Source organism: Prevotella sp. E9-3 (assembly GCF_022024015.1).
Lineage (GTDB): Bacteria > Bacteroidota > Bacteroidia > Bacteroidales > Bacteroidaceae > Prevotella.
The window spans coordinates 2,894,185-2,909,717 of sequence record NZ_CP091786.1 but is presented as its reverse complement, the minus strand read 5'-3'; the positions used below and the strand labels follow the sequence as shown (position 1 = coordinate 2,909,717).

Genomic DNA, 15,533 nt, shown 5'->3' with positions numbered 1-15,533 from the left:
AAATTTTGGCCATTATTTTCAGAATTTTGGCCATTATTTTTAAAATTTTGGCCATTATTCGTTTCATTTAATCAGTAATTTTTTCATAGTGTTTATTCTGTTATCGGAAAAAATGCCTACCTTTGCGCTCTGAAACAGATTTAGATGACAGATTATGGCAGAAGAATCGATTGTACTGCGTTCTGAAGGCTTGGTAAAGCGCTATGGCAAGCGCACAGTGGTCAACGACGTAAGCTTTCATGTGCGTCAAGGTGAGATTGTGGGTTTGCTGGGACCTAACGGTGCCGGAAAAACCACCTCGTTCTATATGACCACGGGTCTGGTGATTCCCAATGCCGGACATATCTATCTGGGCGATGAGGAAGTGACCAACTATCCCGTTTATAAACGGGCACGGGCGGGAATCGGCTATCTGGCCCAGGAGGCCTCCGTGTTCCGCAAGATGTCCGTCGAGGATAATATTCTCTCTGTTCTTGAGATGACGGGAAAACCGCGCGAATACCAGCTGGAGAAGCTGGAAAGCCTGATTAAAGAGTTCCGTCTGCAGAAAGTGCGCAAGAATAAGGGCGACCAGCTTTCGGGTGGCGAACGCCGCCGTTGCGAGATAGCCCGTTGTCTGGCCATCGAACCGAAGTTCATCATGCTCGATGAGCCCTTTGCCGGTGTCGATCCTATTGCCGTAGAGGATATCCAGTTCATTGTGTGGAAGCTGAAAGACCGTAATATCGGCATTCTCATTACCGACCATAATGTGGAGGATACCCTTTGTATTACGAACCGTGCGTACCTGCTTTTCGAAGGCCGAATCTTGTTCCATGGATCGCCTGAAGAACTGGCTGCCAACGAGATAGTGCGCAAAAACTACCTCACCGATTCGTTCGTGCTACGCCAGAAAGACTTCCAGCAATTGGAAGAGGAACGCAAACGCAAAGAAGAAGAGGGATAGGCTTCTGCAATCTTGTTAAAAAATGGTAATCGTGCATTTTTTACGGCTTTTATGAGTAATTTTGCACGCTCAAATTCGATTATAATATTAAATAAGGTATATAGAAGATGAATATTCAGTTTGAAATTGCCGACAAAGTGAATGGCCTGATGACCATCACCATCGAGAAGGCAGACTATGAAGAGAAAGTAAACAAGACACTGAAAGACTATCGCAAAAAGGCTCAGGTGCCTGGTTTCCGTCCAGGTATGGTGCCCATGGGTCTTATCAAGAAGCAGTATGGCACAGCCGTGAAGGTTGACGAAGTGAACCGTCTGCTGGGCGAGAAGCTCTATGAGTATGTTCGTGAGAACAAGATTCAGATGCTGGGCGAGCCCCTTCCCAACGAGGAGAAACAGCAGGCTCAGGACCTCGAACAGGATGGTCCTTTCACCTTTGTGTTCGACATTGCTGTGGCTCCCGAGTTCAAGGCAGAACTGACTGCAAAGGATAAAGTTGACTACTATAGCATCAAGGCCGACGACAAGCTCGTTGAGGACCAGGTGCAGATGTTTGCACAGCAGGCCGGTGAGTTCGTTGAGGCTCAGGAGTGGAGCGGCAATGACACCCTGAAAGGCGACCTGCGCCAGCTCGACGCTAACGGCAATACCCTCGAAGGCGGTATTGAGGCTGAGGGCGGCATGCTGATGCCAAGCTATATGAAGGGCGACGACGAGCGCAAGAAGTTTGAAGGCGCTAAGCCCGGCGATATCATCACTTTCAACCCCAAGAAGGCTTATCCCGACAACGATGCTGAGGTGGCTGCCCTGCTGAAGGTTGATAAGGAGAAGGTGAAAGACCTGACTGCTGACTTCAGCTTCCAGATCACTGAGATCCGTCACTTCCAGCCCGCTGCTATCGACGAGAAGCTGTTCGAGAAGGTATTTGGTGAGGGCGTGAAGGATGAGGCTGATTTCCGTCAGCGCATTGCCGACATGATCAAGCCCCAGCTGGAGGCCAACAGCGACTTCAAGTTCCTGCAGGACGTTCGCAAGTATGTTGAGAAGAAGGTGGGCGAACTGACCTTCCCCGAGGCTCTGCTGAAGCGCGTGATGCTGAACAATAACAAGGATAAGGGCGAGGAGTTTGTAGAGAAGAACTTCAAGGCCTCTATCGACGAGCTGAAGTGGCACCTGATTAAGGAGCAGCTGGTTGTTGCCAACAACATCAAGGTTGAGGACGACGACGTGAAGCAGATGGCCAAGGCTGCCATTCGCCAGCAGTTTGCTCAGTATGGCATGAACAACATCCCCGAGGATGTGCTCGACAACTATGCCGCTGAACAGCTGAAGAAACGTGAGAATATTGATCAGTTCGTTGACCGTGCCATCGACCAGAAGCTCACTGCAGCCCTGAAAGGTGTAGTGAAGTTGAACACCAAGGAGGTGACACTCGACGAATTCAATAAGATGATGCAGGAAGCATAATACTTCCACGAAATAAGCATTTCAAAGAATAAATTGCCACTACCAGAACGACTGGTGGTGGCATTTATTATTATACGACTAAAATCATAAATAATTCTTAAAAAAGAAAATAGTATCGACTTTTTTTTCTAACTTTGTATTAGATAATAATTAAGAGGAGAATAAAAAATGAACGATTTCAGGAAATATGCCACACAGCACCTGGGCATGAATGGACTGGTGCTAGACGACGTGATGAAAACACAGGCGCAGTACATGAACCCATACATTTTGGAAGAGCGCCAGTTGAACGTTACGCAGATGGACGTGTTCTCACGTCTGATGATGGACCGTATCATTTTCCTGGGTACGGAAGTAAACGATTATACAGCCAATACCCTTCAGGCACAGTTGCTCTATCTGGACTCTGTCGATCCTGGAAAGGATATCAGTATCTATATCAATTCGCCTGGCGGTAGCGTCTATGCTGGACTGGGCATCTATGACACCATGCAGTTCATCACCAGCGATGTGGCTACTATCTGTACCGGTATGGCTGCCTCAATGGCAGCAGTATTGCTGGTGGCTGGCGCTGAAGGAAAGCGCTCAGCACTGCCCCACAGTCGCGTGATGATTCACCAGCCCTTGGGCGGTGTGCAGGGACAGGCCAGCGATATTGAGATTGAGGCTCGCGAAATTCAGAAAATCAAGAAAGAACTCTATACCATCATTGCCGACCACTCGCATACTGACTACGAGAAGGTGTGGAGCGATTCAGACCGTAACTATTGGATGACGGCTGACGAGGCAAAGGAGTATGGAATGATTGACCAGGTACTGTCGAGGAAATAAGCATGAAGAAGTGTAGTTTCTGCGGAAGAAGTGAGAAAGAAACCAGACTGCTCATTTCTGGGAACGGCGCCTTCATCTGTGATGAGTGTGCCCAACGAGCCTATGAGATTGTGGAGGAGTCGGGCATCATGGCAAAGAATGGTGCTTCGAGGAATACGCCTACACTGAAGCAGGTTCCCAAGCCACGTGAGATTAAAGACTATCTGGATCAGTATATCATTGGTCAGGACGAGGCCAAACGCTACCTCTCAGTGGCTGTCTATAACCACTATAAGCGCTTGCTTCAGCCTGCCGACGACAATGGCGTAGATATAGAGAAGTCTAATATTATTATGGTGGGCTCGACAGGAACGGGAAAGACCCTTCTGGCTCGAACCATTGCCAAACTGCTCGATGTTCCCTTCACCATTGTCGATGCTACCGTATTCACTGAGGCCGGCTATGTGGGTGAGGACGTAGAGAGCATCCTGAGCCGACTGCTTCAGGTGGCCGACTACAATCTGGAGGCTACCCAGCGCGGTATCGTGTTCATTGACGAGATAGACAAGATTGCCCGCAAGAGCGATAATCCTAGCATCACTCGCGATGTGAGTGGCGAGGGCGTTCAGCAGGGACTGTTGAAGCTCCTTGAAGGTACCGTTGTCAATGTGCCGCCAAAGGGAGGCCGCAAACATCCCGATCAGGATTATATACACGTGGACACACGCAACATCCTGTTTATCTGCGGTGGCGCTTTCGATGGTATTGAGCGTAAGATAGCCCAGCGACTGAACACTCATACCGTGGGTTACAACTCAGTACAGAACGTGCGCAAGATAGACAAGGAAGACCTGATGAAGTATGTACAGCCGCAAGACTTGAAGTCGTTCGGTCTCATCCCCGAGATTATCGGCCGCCTGCCAGTGCTTACCTATCTGAATCCACTCAACCGTGAGGCTCTGCGCCGCATCCTTATTGAGCCGAAAAACAGTATCGTGCGCCAGTACGAGAAACTGTTCCAGATGGACGGCATCAAACTGACCTTTGCTGAGGATGCACTGGAACTGATTGTTGACAAAGCAGTAGAATATAAACTTGGTGCACGCGGACTGCGCTCTATCGTAGAGAATATCATGATGGATGCAATGTTTGAAGTGCCCTCGACAAAGAAAAAAACATTTGAAGTGTCGCGCGAGTATGCTCAACAGCAACTGGATAAGTCGCACTTGCAATAAATAGCCTATGACTAAGCAACCAGATCTTACAAAAGAACTAAAACACTATTTCGGCTTCGATAAGTTCAAAGGCGATCAGGAGGCCATCATTCAGAATCTGCTGAATGGACGCGACACCTTTGTACTAATGCCAACGGGTGGCGGTAAGTCGCTCTGCTATCAGCTGCCTTCGCTACTGATGGACGGTGTGGCTATTGTCATCTCACCGCTCATCGCACTGATGAAGAATCAGGTGGACTTTATCACCAATCTTAGTGAACATGAGGGGATAGCCCATTTCCTGAACTCTTCACTCAACAAAAGTGCAATCGATCAGGTGAAAGCCGATGTGCGGGCTGGTCAAACAAAGTTGCTCTATGTGGCTCCTGAGTCGTTGACGAAAGAGGATAACGTAGAGTTCCTGAAAAGTTGTAAGATTTCGTTCTATGCGGTCGATGAGGCTCACTGTATTTCAGAATGGGGACATGATTTCCGCCCCGAATATCGTAGGATACGCCCCATTATCAATGAGATAGGAAAGGCTCCGGTCATAGCGCTCACGGCAACGGCTACCGACAAGGTGCGTACGGACATCAAAAAGAGTCTGGGCATTCTTGGAGCCGACGAGTTTAAAAGCTCGTTCAACCGTCCGAACCTCTATTATGAGGTGCGCCCTAAGACAAAGGAAATCGATAAGGATATTGTACGATTCATCAAACAGCACGCTGGCAAGAGCGGTATCATCTACTGTTTGTCACGAAAGAAAGTAGAGGATCTGGCCGACGTGTTGCGTGCCAACGATATCAAGGCATCTGCCTACCATGCAGGCTTGGACAGCGCTACACGTACACAGACGCAGGATGATTTCCTGATGGAGAAAATAGATGTGATTGTGGCTACGATTGCCTTTGGAATGGGTATTGATAAGCCTGATGTGCGCTTCGTCATTCACTATGATATTCCGAAGAGTCTGGAAGGTTACTATCAGGAGACAGGACGTGCCGGTCGTGATGGCGGTGAAGGCATCTGCCTTGCTTTCTATAGCTATAAAGACCTCCAGAAACTGGATAAGTTCATGGAGGGGAAACCCGTAGCCGAGCAGGATATCGGTCGCCAGTTGCTGCAGGAAACGGCTGCTTACGCCGAGACAAGTGTTTGCCGACGGAAAATGTTGCTGCATTATTTCGGTGAAAACTATGAGCAGGACAACTGTCATAACTGTGACAACTGTCTGCATCCACAGACGAAGATAGAGGCCAGCAAACAACTGGTTATCGTGCTGAAAGCCATTTTGGATATCAAGGAGAATTTCCGCACCGATTACGTGATAGATTTTATTACCGGACGTGAAACTGAGGAAATTCGTGCTCATAAGCATCATGAACTCGATTCCTTCGGTTCTGGCGAGGATGAAGACAATAAGATTTGGAATCCCGTGATTCGTCAGGCATTGCTGATGGGCTATCTGAAGAAAGAAGTTGAGAACTATGGCTTGCTGAAGGTTACTGCTGCTGGTAAGAAATTCCTGAAGGCTCCTACATCCTTCCAGGTGGTTGCCGACCATGAATTCAGTGAGGATGACGAACCCGCCGAGGGAGGAATCAGTGCCCTTGACCTCACGCTCTCGTCAATGCTGCACGATTTGCGCAAGAAGTGGTCGCGCAAACTGGACAGACCTCCTTATGTCATTTTCCAGGATGTCAGCATTGAGCAGATGGCTACCGAATATCCCATCACGCTTGAGGAACTGAAGAATATCCAGGGCGTAGGCGATGGAAAGACACGTCAGCCATACGCTAAGGAGTTTGTGGACTTGATTAAGCGTTATTGTGAGGAGAACGAAATCACCCGACAGGCCGATTTGCGTGTGCGTACCAAGGCCAAGGACTCTATGCGTAAGTTGAAGATACTTCAGAATATCGATCGCCGTATTGCTCTTGATGATATTGCCAATGCTTTAGGTATTGACTTTGAGGAATTGCTCGACGAGTTGGAGGGAATCGTGCTCTATAGTGGAAATAAGGTAAATATCGACTATTTCCTGGAGGATATTATGGATCCCGATGATATCAACGATATTTACGAGTTCTTCCGCGAACAGGAGAAGGACGACCTTCAGGCTGCTATCGACGAGTTCGGTGCCGATATCGATGAGAATGAGATTCGCCTTGTGCGCATCAAGTTCATCTCGGACATGGCCAACTGATGAAGTTTATACATTATATATGTCTCATTCACTTACTGGGCTTTCTGGGCTGTACTTCAACAGCTGAACGGCAACGTATGTTGCGATTCATGACCGAGGTTGACTCGATGAATCGCAACTATATCTCTTTGGCCGGTGACAGCGTGATGCCTGCCGTCACAGAGTGGATGGACCGCCACGGCACACACAATGAGCGCATGCAGGCCCATTACCTGCTGGCCAGCGTCTATCGCGACCGTGGTCAGGCTCCCGAAGCTTTGGACGAATTCCAGAAAGCCGTTAATTGTGCTGACACAACAGCTGCTGATTGTGACTATCGTCTGCTTAGCCGAGTACATGGGCAGATGGCAGAACTGTTTTACGACCAACTGCTGCCACAGGAGGCACTCGAAGAGGAAAAGTTCTGTCAGCACTATGCACTTAAGGATAATGATACTCTAATGTGGTTGGTCTCGTTTGAAAAGCAAAGCCAAGCTTATTATATGGCAGGTCAGGTTGATTCAGCCATTATAACTGACCTAAATGCTTATGAGATAACCAAAAGTGTATATGGACAGACGGTAGCAGCAAACTATATTGAGCCTACACTCCTTTATTTTGTTGAGTCTGACCGTATTGAAGACGCTCTACATTATATTAATATTTTTGAAACATATTCTGACTATTACGATAGACAAAACAAAGCACCACGACATATTTTTTATTACTATACCAAAGGCTCTTTTTATTCTGCTATTGATAAAAATGACTCAGCGATAGTTTGTTTTAAGAGACTTTTAGAGGGAGAAACAGATTCCAAGAAACTGGAAGGCGCATACAAAGGATTGTATCTTACTTATCTGAAGTCAGGGCAAAGTGATTCCGTTGCTAAATATGCAGATTTGTGTTATAAGACTGGCGTTTTGAATTATCGTGAGTCGTCTATTAGTGAGTTACAGCGCATGCATTCGCAATACAATTATAGCGTGCATCAGAGAGCTGCGCGTCAAAAAGAAAATGAAGCTAACGAGGTTCGTTTGAACAGAACCGTATCATTATCTATCTGTGCCATATTAATACTTGTTTTATTGTTCATTTTGTACCGTCAGCGTGTCATGAGGAATATGTTGGTAGAAAGGCTGACAAAAGAGTATGAGCATCAAATTGAGAAAATTCAGAAAGTACAAGAGGAACTTTCTGCGGCAACCTTGAATGAGTATAGGATAAAATATGAAAAGGAACTTTTGGAGAACCAACAACAGCTATTGAGTTTGTTGGGTATTCAGAATATACCTGCTGTCAATCTTAGAGACAACGAAATATACGATTTCTTCCTTTATGTTACGACCCATCCCTCAGTAGAAGTAAAAACACGGCATTGGAAGGCACTCGAAATGCTGTTTGATGAAAAACTTCCAGCATTCCGTCAAACACTTACTCGTGGAAAGAGTATCACCGATGCTGATTTACATCTGTGTATGTTGATTCGTATGCAGTTTGGAGTTGCGGAAATATGTACAATCATGGGTACTTATTCACAATATGTGTCTACCCGTCGAAGCCGTCTTTTGAAGAAAATCTTCAATATTAAAGGAAAACCTGAAGATTTTGATAATATAGTAATGTCGATAAATTAGATGTTAACTATTTGATAATCAAGATATTGTGTTTTGTGTTGATACATTTTGTTACATCTTTCTTCTGAAATAATTGTCCTTGATTCAAGGAATGTAATTATTTTTGTGGCGTACTTTTTAATTATTATCATGAAGAAAGGTTTTTTATTATTGTTGGTAATGCTTTGTTGTATGTCAACATTTGCATTCATTCCTGGAACGATGACGCGTATAACTTTTGAAGTAGGAGTCGTTGTTCCTGTTGGTCAAGGAATTCCACGTCCTCGTTCTCCTTTGCAAGCTCCTAATGTGGCATTAGGCAATTACACTCTTTTTTTTGAGACAGATCATCCGTCTTTTACACTTGTGCTGCTTGACGAAGAGGGTGAGGAGGTCTATTCAGCAGTTGCTCCCTCTGATGTGGATTCAGTAACATTGCCCAGCACCCTCACTGGAGACTATGAGCTGCAGCTCTATGACGGCAGCAACTACTACTACTATTGTGAAATCACCTTTTAAAAAATAAGAGAATATGAAAAAATATCTTTTCGTAGCTTTTTGCTTGTGCTACAATTTCTTGACATTGAATGCTCAGTTGAATGTTTATAGTAGTGGAAGGGTCGGAGTGATGACTCCCGCCGAATTCCAATATGCAAAGTTGGCCATCGGCAATAAAGAAGACACCGAATACAGCCAGTTTGACTTTAATCTTTTCTCTCGCAATAAAGTAGATGATGGCAGAAATTACTATATAGGCTTTAATAGCGATACTTATCCTCCAATACCAAAAAATTTTGGGAGAGCAATAGGTGTCAGAGGCATAGCAGGTAGTACAACTAGTGGATATAACTATGGAGTGCTTGGTAGTGTGCAAGGAACTCAAAATGGTGCTGGTATTTTTGGAACCACAACCAATGTGTTGGGAGTGTATGTCCCAGGGCGTTATGCAGGCTACTTTGATGGAGAAACCCGTGTTGTGGGTAGTCTTACTGCAACAAGTTTCATAACTCCATCCGACATAAGACTAAAGGAGAACGTGGTAGTGTTCGATGACGCTAAAAATGGGAATGCATTAGCTCGTATTAAGAATCTGAGCGTGATTTCCTATAATTATAAACCTCATGAATACGTAGATCTTGATACAGCTTCAGCAACAACCTTGAAACTACGTCAGTTAAATGACAAGTCAGGCAAGGAGCGTCATATTGGACTGATAGCTCAGGAACTTCGAGAAGTTTTTCCCGAACTGGTGACGGAAGGTCAGGATGGCTACCTCAGCGTTAATTACACAGAGATGGTTCCCATTCTGCTCCGCTGTATTCAGGAGTTGAAGGAGCAGATAGACGATTTACGCGGGACTGATGATGAAGGCCTCACTAAGAACGCTCCTACTATGACAGCTACTGCCGGCCAGACCTTACTACCACAGACAGCCGCTTTGGCTCAGAACACTCCTAATCCTTTCACTGAGCGCACCGTCATTCGTTTTACGCTGCCCGAAGATGCGATGAATGCCTATATCTATATCTTCGATATGTCGGGCAAGATGCAGAAACAGATAGCCGTTGACGCTGCTATGGAAAGTGTCACCATCAATGGCTACGAGCTTTCTGCTGGCATGTACATTTATTCTCTGGTTGTCAATGGCAAGGAAGTGGATACGAAAAGAATGATCTTATCGAAATAGGAATACCATCATGAAATACTTCTTGTGTTTATTAATGCTTATTCCTCAGGTTCTGTTAGCTCAGTACACAGAAAAGTGTTTTATAATGGGCAATAAGGGAGAGGCTGTGAGTGTGCCTGTTGGGCTGTTGACATCTCAGGATACAACTCAACTTTTATGCGTGGATGATTTTGTCTACGGCCTTTCCGTTTCGGGGACAGCAACTTTAAATTCAGAGAATAGTTATGTTCGGATTCTACTGAGAGATGAATATGACTATGATTACATGGTATATGAGAATTACCCTTTGTTGACTAAAACGGGAACTTCTTCTTTTCAAAATGTCTGCATAGAAACATTATCGCTAGAAAAAATTCGTCCCAAGGAATTGATTGTGACAGTTCGTGGAGCTACAATTAAGATTGATTCTTTGTTCTATCTCAGGCATAGGGGAGAGTCAAAGATAGGAATTGAGCGTTTACAGGCTCAGGCTATTATTGATAAGCTAAATGTGAATTTGAATGCGAGAAATATGACATGGCGTGCAGGTCATACATCCCTAAGCCAAATGAGTTATGAAGAAAAAAAGAATTTGTTTGGTGGAAAAGTACCGGAATTGTACGGATTTGATTATTATATTGGTGGAATATTTGCGATACCAAGTGTTGAAAACTCTACAATTCAGGTCGATTCGGAAGAACGTTCTTTATATGTGGATAATTGGGATTGGAGGAATCGACATGGGAAAAATTGGATGACATCTGTAAAGAATCAAGGAAACTGTGGTTCATGTTGGGCTTTTTCCGCTATTGGCGCACTTGAAGCCTATGTTAATTTGTATTATAACAAGCAGTTGAATATGAATCTGTCAGAACAACAATTGGTCTCGTGTATTTATTCTAACGGATGTTCTGGCGGAAATCGTGGCGTTGCTTTGAACTATATCAAAAATAATGGAGTGGTCAATGAGGGTTGTTTCCCTTATACGGCAACTAATAGTGATTGTAGTAATAAATGTGATTCGCCAGACGAAGAAGTGTTCTTAGGAAACTACGGATCTCTTTCCTTTAACGAGGATTCGATAAAGAAAAAATTGTTTGTAGCCCCAGTTACATTTGGCATTAGTGATTGGGGGCATGCTCTCGTTCTCGTTGGATATAAAACAATAGAAGTAGGAGATTATATTTATATACGTTCTTCAGATGAGACTGTTTGGGTACAAATCAATAGTACTGATCATTCGTATTTGATTGGGAAAACTGTTTGGATCTTGAAAAATAGTTGGGGTACTTCATGGGGAGATAATGGTTATGCTTACGTATATGTTAATGCGGCAAATCTGAATACGCCTTATTATTTGAAAGGAAACATAACAACAATGTCGTATACTGACTCAGATGTGGTGTGCGAAGATGCTGATGGTGATGGCTATTATTTTTGGGGGATTGGGTCTAAACCGTCTTTTTGCCCTTCATGGGTTCCCGATATACCTGATGGTAACGATGCAAGTTATACTCAAGGAGCGATGAATCAATATGGAGTGTTGGAATCTTTAAATCCTAACCAATCGCCAGCTCTAATTATTAATGGAACCCAAACGTATACTACTCAACAAAGTCAATATTCACATATAAATATAAAGCCGAATGCGACGTTGATAGTGCGTAACGTCTTAAATATGTTTGGACGTACAACTATTACGGTAGAGAATGGTGGCAAGTTAATAATAGATGGCGGCGTTATAACAAATGCATATATTCAGTTGCAAAGTGGAAGCCAGTTGCAATTATTAAACGGAGGTATTATTGTTATACGAACCAATTCTGTTTTTAGCACTCCTGTTGGCTCAGTTGTTAATGCTACTTTTGGGAAAATATGTAACTCTTCTGATTTTTCTTCGTTTTAATTTGGATTAATAAACTAAAAATCATATATTTGCAGAACTAAAATCTAAAATTAATAATTATGAAAAAGAGACTGTTATTCTTTGTAGGCATTGTATTGTTTCTTTCATCAGCACTCTTTGCAAATGACAACTTCGATTCGATTTTGAAAGAAGGGAAAGTATGGCGCTATCAGTATAAGTTAGTCGTCAATCCTGACTACGATGATGTGTATCAGAGAGAAATGTGTCTTAGTGGCGATACCTTGATAGAAGGAATTCATTTTAATAGAGTGATGGAAAGACAGGTCCCTGACGAAGACGAAACTTCCGTTGCGGAATGGACACCGCAGAATATTTGGATAGGTGAGGAAAATGGTAAGGTATATACATATAACGGGCTTACAAATACATGTCAGCTTCTTTTTGATTTCTCACTAGAAAAGGGTGAGTTGATTGAAAAATTTGGTTGGCAATGGCGTGTGATAGCTGTAACGGATACTATTCTTGATAGTGGTAATGACAGAAAGGTACGACACTGCCTTCATGTCGTGAATGTTGAGATTCCCTATCAGACAGATGTCTGGGTGGAAGGTATAGGATCGCTCTTGACAGGGTTGATAAATACAGCTGATTTGGAAGGTGCCATCCCCACCCTTGTTCTATGCTCAGACGAAGTAGTCCTGTATAACAATGCAACTTCTCTGTTAAAGATACATTCGCCAAATCCAGAACTTCATCTGGGTAAACCTCCTTATTATGACCTTCAAGGACGATTAATGAAAGTTCCCCTACAGGGAGGTCTTTATATTAAAGACGGGAAAAAGAAATTATTAATGAATAAATAGGCTTACCTTATAATTATGACTTCAGGTAAGAAAAGTATTAACCCTAAAAAATGCAGCCATATGAAAACAAGAGTATTAAGCTTGCTTATTGTAGCGTTGCCCCTCTTTGGGTGGGCAGGAGTGAATACGACGGGGGTAAGTGGCGATGACGACATACCCACTGTGATGGACATTCGCGAGTTCCGAAAACTGGAATTGGGTACAGAGGCACGTATGGTGATGCTGTATGACACTGTGATGTTTGTGGGAGACAACGATATCTACATCCGTGGCGACGCATGTGCGGCCCTCTGTCTGCGCAACACCAAGCTTGATGTGAAGAAAGGCATGGTGCTGACAGGAACCATCGTTGGTGTCAGAGGGGATGATAATGGCATGCCGCTGTTGTTGCCGTCTGAACGTACATCGGATGGAGATGTCACATGCAGCTCTTTTTATGAGTTAGGAGACCACGTGTATACATTCGATGAACTGGATCAAAAGGAAGATGATATTGATACGGAGACTTTGGAGGATATTGCCGGGGTGAGTGGCGATGACGGCATACCCATGGTGCAGGATATTCGTGAATTCCGAAAACTGGAATTGGGTACAGAGGCACGTATGGTGATGCTCTACGACACTGTGATGTTCGTGGGCGGAAATGACATCTACATCCGTGGCGAAGCATGTTCGGCCATCTGTCTGCGCAACACCAAGCTTGATGTGAAGAAGGGCATGGTGTTGAAAGGAAGCCTCGTTGGTGTCAGAGGAGATGACAATGGAGTGCCACTACTTTTGCCTACTGAGCGTACCAATGATGAGCATTTAATTGTCAATCAGACTTTTGATATGTCTGATAGAGTAGTGACTATTGAAGAACTGTTCGGAGGGAATGGGCTGAGTGATGTGGTCATTGTGAAAGATGTGACGTTAGACTCTTTGCAAGACAATAGTGGCGCGCGTGTTCTTTATGCCATACAGAATGAACAGCGCATCCCTGTTGTCGATCTGTATGGGGTGGTAAACAAACTGCCGCTTCCCGCAAGCTGCCCAAAGATGCAGAGCATTCTGGGCGTACATGATTGCAACTATTTCTTAATTCCTGTGACCGATCTTGCGGAAGAAGTGATACCATTGGGTATAGTCAACACTCGTCAAAATGCAACAAAGACTGAGAATGATGCACTCTTTGACCTCCAAGGCCGTCGGCTTGGAAAGTCCCCTACGCACGGACTGTACATTCAGAACGGAAAGAAGATAGTCAAGTAAGCTGCAGAGAGAACAAGCTTGAAAAATTGAAGATTGGAGATTGGCGATTGAAAATTGAAGATTGGTTAAAAAATGGCAAGGCAAACCAAAAACTTCATTCTTCAATCTGCAATCTCCAATCTTTTTCGTATCTTTGCACGCAATAATTTTTTAAAGGTACCAAAATATGTCATCATTTATTGCAGACAAGATTGTGATGGACGGCCTTACTTTCGATGACGTCCTGTTGATTCCCGCTTACTCAGAAGTGTTGCCAAAAACCGTGAAGCTGAAGACTCATTTCTCACGGAATATTGAGCTGAACGTTCCATTTGTAACGGCAGCCATGGATACCGTGACAGAGAGCCAGATGGCTATTGCCATAGCTCGCGAAGGTGGTATTGGCGTGATTCACAAGAATATGCCAATTGAAGAGCAGGCGCGTCAGGTGGCTATCGTAAAGCGCGCTGAAAACGGTATGATTTACGATCCTATTACCATTCCCCTTGGAAGTACAGTAGCTCAGGCTCTCGACATTATGGCTGAATATCATATTGGCGGTATTCCCGTGGTCGATGACGACAAGCACTTGGTGGGTATCGTGACCAATCGTGACCTGCGTTTTGAGCGTCGTTTGGATCGCCCCGTTGAAGCAGTTATGTCAAAAGAGAATCTGGTGACTACTCATCAGCAGACTGATCTGACTGCTGCTGCCCAGATTCTTCAGGAAAATAAAATCGAGAAACTCCCCGTGGTAGATAAGGACAACCGTCTGGTTGGTCTGATTACCTATAAAGATATTACCAAGGCAAAGGATAAGCCAATGGCATGTAAGGACGAAAAGGGTCGTCTGCGTGTTGCTGCCGGTGTAGGCGTAACCAACGATACTCTTGACCGCATGCAGGCTTTGGTTAGCGCCGGTGCCGATGCTATCGTAATTGATACTGCCCATGGTCATTCAAAGGGCGTAATCGACAAGCTGCGTGAAGCAAAGGCTTCTTTCTCAAATATCGACATCGTGGTAGGTAATATCGCTACGGGTGCTGCTGCCAAGATGCTGGTGGATAATGGTGCCGATGCTGTGAAAGTGGGTATCGGTCCGGGTTCTATCTGTACCACTCGTGTGGTGGCTGGCGTTGGCGTGCCTCAGTTGAGTGCAGTCTATGACGTATATAGCGCACTGAAAGGAACAGGCGTGCCCCTTATCGCTGATGGCGGTTTGCGCTATTCGGGCGATATTGTGAAGGCATTGGCTGCCGGTGGTTCGTGCGTGATGATTGGATCGCTCGTTGCCGGTACCGAAGAAAGTCCTGGTGATACCATCATCTACAACGGACGTAAGTTCAAGAGCTATCGTGGCATGGGCTCGCTGGAGGCGATGGAACACGGTTCAAAGGACCGCTACTTCCAGGCAGACACAAAGGATGTGAAGAAACTGGTGCCAGAAGGAATCGCTGGCCGCGTACCTTACAAAGGAACCGTTCAGGAAGTAATCTATCAGCTTACTGGCGGTCTGCGTTCAGGTATGGGATATTGCGGTGCTGCTGATATCGAAAAGCTGCACGATGCTAAGTTCACACGCATCACCAATGCCGGTGTGATGGAGAGCCATCCGCATGATATCACCATCACCAGCGAGGCTCCCAACTATTCGAGACCTAATGATTAAT

Annotated in this window: 12 protein-coding genes; all 12 read left to right on the top strand. The window is 44.8% G+C overall.

All coding sequences use genetic code 11. The features are described from left to right. The first annotated feature begins 154 nt into the window (after positions 1–154). The 12 genes from lptB to guaB all read left to right on the top strand — a co-directional run bounded on the left by lptB (position 155) and on the right by guaB (position 15,532). Positions 155–946 carry an LPS export ABC transporter ATP-binding protein gene (gene lptB, locus L6475_RS11365; protein ID WP_237820130.1) on the top strand — a complete coding sequence of 264 codons (792 nt, stop codon included), beginning with the start codon at positions 155–157 and terminating at the stop codon, positions 944–946. 107 nt (positions 947–1,053) lie between these two features. Next, positions 1,054–2,412 carry a trigger factor gene (gene tig, locus L6475_RS11360; protein WP_237820128.1) on the top strand — a complete coding sequence of 453 codons (1,359 nt, stop codon included), beginning with the start codon at positions 1,054–1,056 and terminating at the stop codon, positions 2,410–2,412. 168 nt (positions 2,413–2,580) lie between these two features. Beyond that, entirely contained in the window at positions 2,581–3,243 is a 663-nt protein-coding gene (gene clpP, locus L6475_RS11355; protein WP_237820126.1) for an ATP-dependent Clp endopeptidase proteolytic subunit ClpP, read from the top strand. After that, positions 3,240–4,457 carry an ATP-dependent Clp protease ATP-binding subunit ClpX gene (gene clpX, locus L6475_RS11350; RefSeq protein ID WP_237824145.1) on the top strand — a complete coding sequence of 406 codons (1,218 nt, stop codon included), beginning with the start codon at positions 3,240–3,242 and terminating at the stop codon, positions 4,455–4,457. Before clpP ends, clpX begins: the two co-directional genes overlap by 4 nt. A gap of 7 nt (positions 4,458–4,464) precedes the next feature. Then, complete coding sequence (gene recQ / locus L6475_RS11345; protein ID WP_237820124.1) at positions 4,465–6,642, top strand: DNA helicase RecQ; 2,178 nt, start codon at positions 4,465–4,467, stop codon at positions 6,640–6,642. Beyond that, positions 6,642–8,258, top strand: a complete 1,617-nt coding sequence (locus L6475_RS11340; protein ID WP_237820122.1) for a lipopolysaccharide assembly protein LapB — start codon at positions 6,642–6,644, stop codon at positions 8,256–8,258. Before recQ ends, L6475_RS11340 begins: the two co-directional genes overlap by 1 nt. Before the next feature lie 171 nt (positions 8,259–8,429). Next, positions 8,430–8,756 carry a hypothetical protein gene (locus L6475_RS11335; RefSeq protein ID WP_237820120.1) on the top strand — a complete coding sequence of 109 codons (327 nt, stop codon included), beginning with the start codon at positions 8,430–8,432 and terminating at the stop codon, positions 8,754–8,756. Positions 8,757–8,769: 13 nt separating this feature from the next. Beyond that, the gene (locus L6475_RS11330) at positions 8,770–9,924 is read left to right on the top strand and encodes a tail fiber domain-containing protein (RefSeq protein WP_237820118.1); all 1,155 of its coding nucleotides are present in this window, start codon (positions 8,770–8,772) and stop codon (positions 9,922–9,924) included. Positions 9,925–9,934: 10 nt separating this feature from the next. Further along, positions 9,935–11,809: a C1 family peptidase gene (locus L6475_RS11325; protein WP_237820116.1), complete on the top strand. Its 1,875-nt coding sequence runs from the start codon at positions 9,935–9,937 to the stop codon at positions 11,807–11,809. Positions 11,810–11,868: 59 nt separating this feature from the next. Continuing rightward, positions 11,869–12,633, top strand: a complete 765-nt coding sequence (locus tag L6475_RS11320) for a hypothetical protein (RefSeq protein WP_237820114.1) — start codon at positions 11,869–11,871, stop codon at positions 12,631–12,633. A 60-nt stretch (positions 12,634–12,693) separates the two neighbouring features. Next, on the top strand, positions 12,694–13,884 hold the full coding sequence (locus tag L6475_RS11315) for a hypothetical protein (RefSeq protein WP_237820112.1): 1,191 nt from the start codon (positions 12,694–12,696) through the stop codon (positions 13,882–13,884). Between the two features lie 166 nt (positions 13,885–14,050). Next, entirely contained in the window at positions 14,051–15,532 is a 1,482-nt protein-coding gene (gene guaB, locus L6475_RS11310; RefSeq protein ID WP_237820110.1) for an IMP dehydrogenase, read from the top strand. Position 15,533: the final 1 nt, after the last annotated feature.